The following is a 4,080-nucleotide window of genomic DNA, read 5'->3' as shown; positions in this document are numbered from 1 at the left end:
AGCGATATTCTTTTGTTTATCTTCGGCTCTAACCTGGGCGACAGAAAAAACGCCTTTACCCTTGGTTTATGAAATCGCTAAAACGGGTGAAAAACACGAAATTAGCCGTGATGATATAGAAAGCCTATTTCTCTATATTAATGAAGAAGGCCAATACGCTTTCTATTGTGCCTTCACAGATGAAGGCCAAAAGAAAAACTTTAAATTTTTTAAAGCTCATGCAGAAAAGCAGGTCTCTATAAGCTTTGATGGCAATGCATTAAAATCAAATATTTTAATTATGCCTGGTGACAAGCCTATGGATGGCGTAAAAATGAATTTTGGCGACAAGCTTAACAAAGACCTGGCATTGCGTATGCTTCAGCATCTATCAAAGCACAGCAAGCAGTTTGATTAGTTCGAAAAAAAGGGGGCTTTCCCCCTTACACCAACACCTCTAAAGTATTCTTATCTATAAAGTATTCTTATCTACAAGATTAAGCAGCTTTAAAGATGTGCCTCTAGGCTTTTTCAGCCCTTGACCTCACTGCTTAAGGTAAATCAGCAAAGAAAATTTTCAGGTTATAAGATATTTGAGGTATATAGCAAAAGGTCATACAAAACTTGTCTTCTAAGCCCCTACAGCTTCATTTGAGGGCATTTTTTGTTGTATGTATAGTTTGAATTGTTAATGGCTATTTACAGCTCTAGAGGCTCCACAGTCGCTTCAAACAGTGATTAAAAAACATACTATTCATACAGCTTACGATTTATGTTTGTAAGTCGTGTTTTATCTTGTTTTTATAACTTGTTTTTAAATCTTGTTTTACCCCTTCCTATAAGCCTTATAAATAAAGGCCTACAGAAAATAATCGACGACAACTTAACAGTGATTTGGCGACACTTTGACAGTTATAATGACGACATTTTGACAGCTTAATGCAGTCTATTTGACAGTCTAATAACGACACTTTAACAGGTTGAGGATGAGGTTATAGAAAATTATTTGTTTAAATTTTGAACGATAAAGGTTAAGAATATGTTGCTAGTTAAATAGCGACACTTTAACAGTAATAGCAGACAGTTTAACAGTAGAAGTTCTAGTCAAAATTTTAATAGGTTAAAAAATAACCATGTTGAGTATTTGTTACAAATAAATAACACCAACAACTTAACAGTAAAAAGCAGACACTTTGACAGTTTTTAGAGTAGTTATTTTTTACATACAAAGTTAAATATTAAAATATATACAATAAAAACAATAAGTTATGTTTTTATGAGGTTTTTAACAAATCCTTACCATTAACGCATTGACGCAATAAAAATTGTTGTTGCGTTAATTGTCTGTTATTATGTTGGTGTTGTTTCGTTGGCTTATGTGAGGGGCTATGAAGAAGCAAAATCGGGTAACTAAAGCTAATCAGCTCATTCAAGCACAACTTGTTGAGTCTAAGGTTAGTCTGTCTGTACGAGAACAGAAGATTGTATTAGCTATCATAAGCTTAATTTCTCCAGAAGACGACAGCTTAAAAGACTATGAACTTAGTATTAAAAAGCTTTGTGATCTCACTGGTATAGATGAGTCTAACCTCTATCGTAACCGGATGAGAGATATTGCTACTAACCTCACTACGAGTTCTATTCGAATTATACGGCCAGAGGAGCCTGATGGTGCGCTATATACAACATGGTTCTCTGACGTTGATTACAGGCCGCGAGAGGGGGTTGTACGTTTTTCTATATCAAAGAAGTTACGCCCATACTTACTACAACTAAAGTCTCATTTCACAACCTACCAGTTAAAGCAAATCACATCGCTACGATCAACTAACGCTATTCGAATGTATGAGCTTTTACGGCAGTTTTATCCAGAAAAATCGGAAGAGCCTGTTGTATATAGTGAGATTAAGGTAGCCAACTTGAGAGCTTACTTAGGAATAGAAGATTCAAAATATAAGCGATTTAATGACTTTAAAAAGCGTGTACTGGATCATGTCCGTGAAGAACTAACAGATAAAACAGACCTTACCTTTAACTACAAAACGAAAACTCATGGGCGCAAAGTTATTGCTATTGCCTTCAGAATCTTCAAGAACAATGTGTCTGAGCCAGTTGATGAGTTTGATGAGTATGAACAAGCACTTGAACTGGAAAAAACCTTGGAAGATAAAGTTGCTGAGTATCTTCCTGCCCGTTTAGTAGTAACTGTTTTCAATAAGTTTGATAGGAAGCGGATTGAAAGAAACTTCAACTATACCGTTGTACAGATTGAGCTTGGTGATGTTAAGAACCCTGGTAAATATCTATGGTCAGCTATCAATGAGGATTATGCTAAAGATGATAGTTCGTCTTCACTTGAGGATGAGATTAATGATATTTCTTGGGTAGATAGGCGAGAGAGTTTCTGACATTGAGAGATGGAATGAAAGTCTTTGTAGGTTTTTTAATTGGCATTGTTGCCAGTAGCAGTATTTTTATCCCATTTTTAATTAGCCAGCAAAAAGCAAAATATGAGTTTGGTTTGAATGCTGGAATAGTTCACGGGATGCAAGAAGCAACTAATAAAATTGAAAAAAAGTTTGGCGAGATAGATAGCCAAGCAGATTATGAAACCCTGTATTCAGTAAAGGCTACAAGTGTAGTTGTTGTAGAAGTTAATGGCGTAAAAACTGTGAGGGTGATTAACTAATACAGCGTACATTCAAACTTAAAGCTCTTGTGAAAATTTATATAAGTAATACTTATTAAGTATGAAGTAAGAAATAGTATATCATACTTCATACTTTTAACTTATTGATTTAGCTTATTTTTTTAAAGTAAAGTTCAACAGCCTCTCTTATAATTGCACTGTTATTTTTTCCTTTTTTACTCTTCGCTCTCTTACGATCTCTAGCTAAATCTTCAATCTTGTTTAGCAAGCTCAACGGTAAGCTAATAGTCGTCCTTGTAAGTTCATCATTAATATCAGTGGTTACTGGTTCCTCTATTATTTGAGGTTCAGGCTCCAACACACTAACATTTGCACTATAAGGACGATCAGCAAGCTCATCCGCAAGCCTTTCAGCTTCTACAGCTGATACAGGTTTACGCTGTGATGGCTTCTTGATTGGCATGCGAGTAAATCTCCCCAAATAGTTTTAATACTTCATTAGATGCTTGCTCATTCTTAGACTCAAGCACACTCAACCCCTCACTCATTACATCTCTATAAACTTTACGGTATCGACCAACAGATGTAAGAGCTTTAAATTCTGGAAATTCTGAAACATAGCTTTCAAACTCCTGGCGCTCTGTATCCATTACGCTTGGATTTGTAGATGCCATGGATTGATAAACATAAACACTTAACTCAGAATTTAAGTCACGAACCCTCACTATTTGGTCGTGAAGCTCACCAAGTGTATCTAAATCTAATTGGCTGCATTGGTGAGGACATATCATTACATCTGCAACAGTTGCAGCAGTAATCATCTCGCGGCTGTTTCTACCAGCAACATCAACAACCACTCGATCATACTTCTCTCGTAAACTATTTAGGGTTTGGGCTAAATTGTCGTACTTTTGCGTTAGTATGATTTTGGGCGAATGCCCCTGCTCTTCTCTCTCAGTACACCACCTTGCTGCGCTACCTTGCTTGTCTGCATCAACTAAACAGACTTCGTAACCTAAACGAGCAAAAGCAACAGCAAGATTGCAAGAGACAGTTGTTTTGCCTGATCCTCCCTTGTTGCTAGCAACTAATGTAATCATGATAAGCCCCACACATTATGTATTTATGAAGTGTTACTTATGAAGTATGAAATATTTGTTGTTAGTTAACAAGTATCACATATTAAGTGTTAACAAATACTTCATATGTATTATCTATGAAATATTAAAGCATACTTATGAAGTAATACTTAACATTATGGTTCACATGCATTAAATATTAACTCATAAGTATTACTTATGAAGTATTAAAGGATAACTATGAATTCATACTTATTAGATAACATATCACACCTGTGACATAATACTTAACCAGTATTATTTAGTAACTCATACTTATTACCTCATAAGTATTACTTCATACTTTTGCGGAGGTGCTTAGTGTCACTAGTA

Annotated in this window: 5 protein-coding genes; 3 read left to right on the top strand and 2 right to left on the bottom strand. The window is 35.3% G+C overall.

The annotated features are described in order from the left end of the window. The 3 genes from KCG35_RS23840 to KCG35_RS23830 all read left to right on the top strand — a co-directional run. The coding region (locus KCG35_RS23840) for a hypothetical protein (protein ID WP_215822358.1) at positions 1-397 on the top strand (397 nt) is incomplete at its 5' end. A gap of 970 nt (positions 398-1,367) precedes the next feature. Then, complete coding sequence (locus KCG35_RS23835) at positions 1,368-2,387, top strand: replication initiation protein (protein WP_215822357.1); 1,020 nt, start codon at positions 1,368-1,370, stop codon at positions 2,385-2,387. A 14-nt stretch (positions 2,388-2,401) separates the two neighbouring features. After that, entirely contained in the window at positions 2,402-2,668 is a 267-nt protein-coding gene (locus KCG35_RS23830) for a hypothetical protein (RefSeq protein ID WP_215822356.1), read from the top strand. A 109-nt stretch (positions 2,669-2,777) separates the two neighbouring features. Here the strand turns inward: KCG35_RS23830 and KCG35_RS23825 are convergent, their stop codons facing one another. Both KCG35_RS23825 and KCG35_RS23820 read right to left on the bottom strand, forming a co-directional pair. Continuing rightward, positions 2,778-3,092 carry a hypothetical protein gene (locus KCG35_RS23825; RefSeq protein ID WP_215822355.1) on the bottom strand — a complete coding sequence of 105 codons (315 nt, stop codon included), beginning with the start codon at positions 3,090-3,092 and terminating at the stop codon, positions 2,778-2,780. Further along, a complete protein-coding gene (locus KCG35_RS23820) occupies positions 3,064-3,729 on the bottom strand; it encodes an AAA family ATPase (protein WP_215822354.1) in 666 nt (221 codons plus the stop codon). The genes KCG35_RS23825 and KCG35_RS23820 overlap by 29 nt, the downstream gene beginning before the upstream one ends. Between the last annotated feature and the right edge of the window lie 351 nt (positions 3,730-4,080).

This window comes from Zooshikella harenae (genome assembly GCF_018837975.1).
In the GTDB taxonomy this organism is placed as follows: Bacteria; Pseudomonadota; Gammaproteobacteria; order Pseudomonadales; family Zooshikellaceae; genus Zooshikella; species Zooshikella harenae.
The sequence above is the reverse complement of the archived record's forward strand: the minus strand, read 5'-3'. Positions and strand labels throughout refer to the sequence as shown.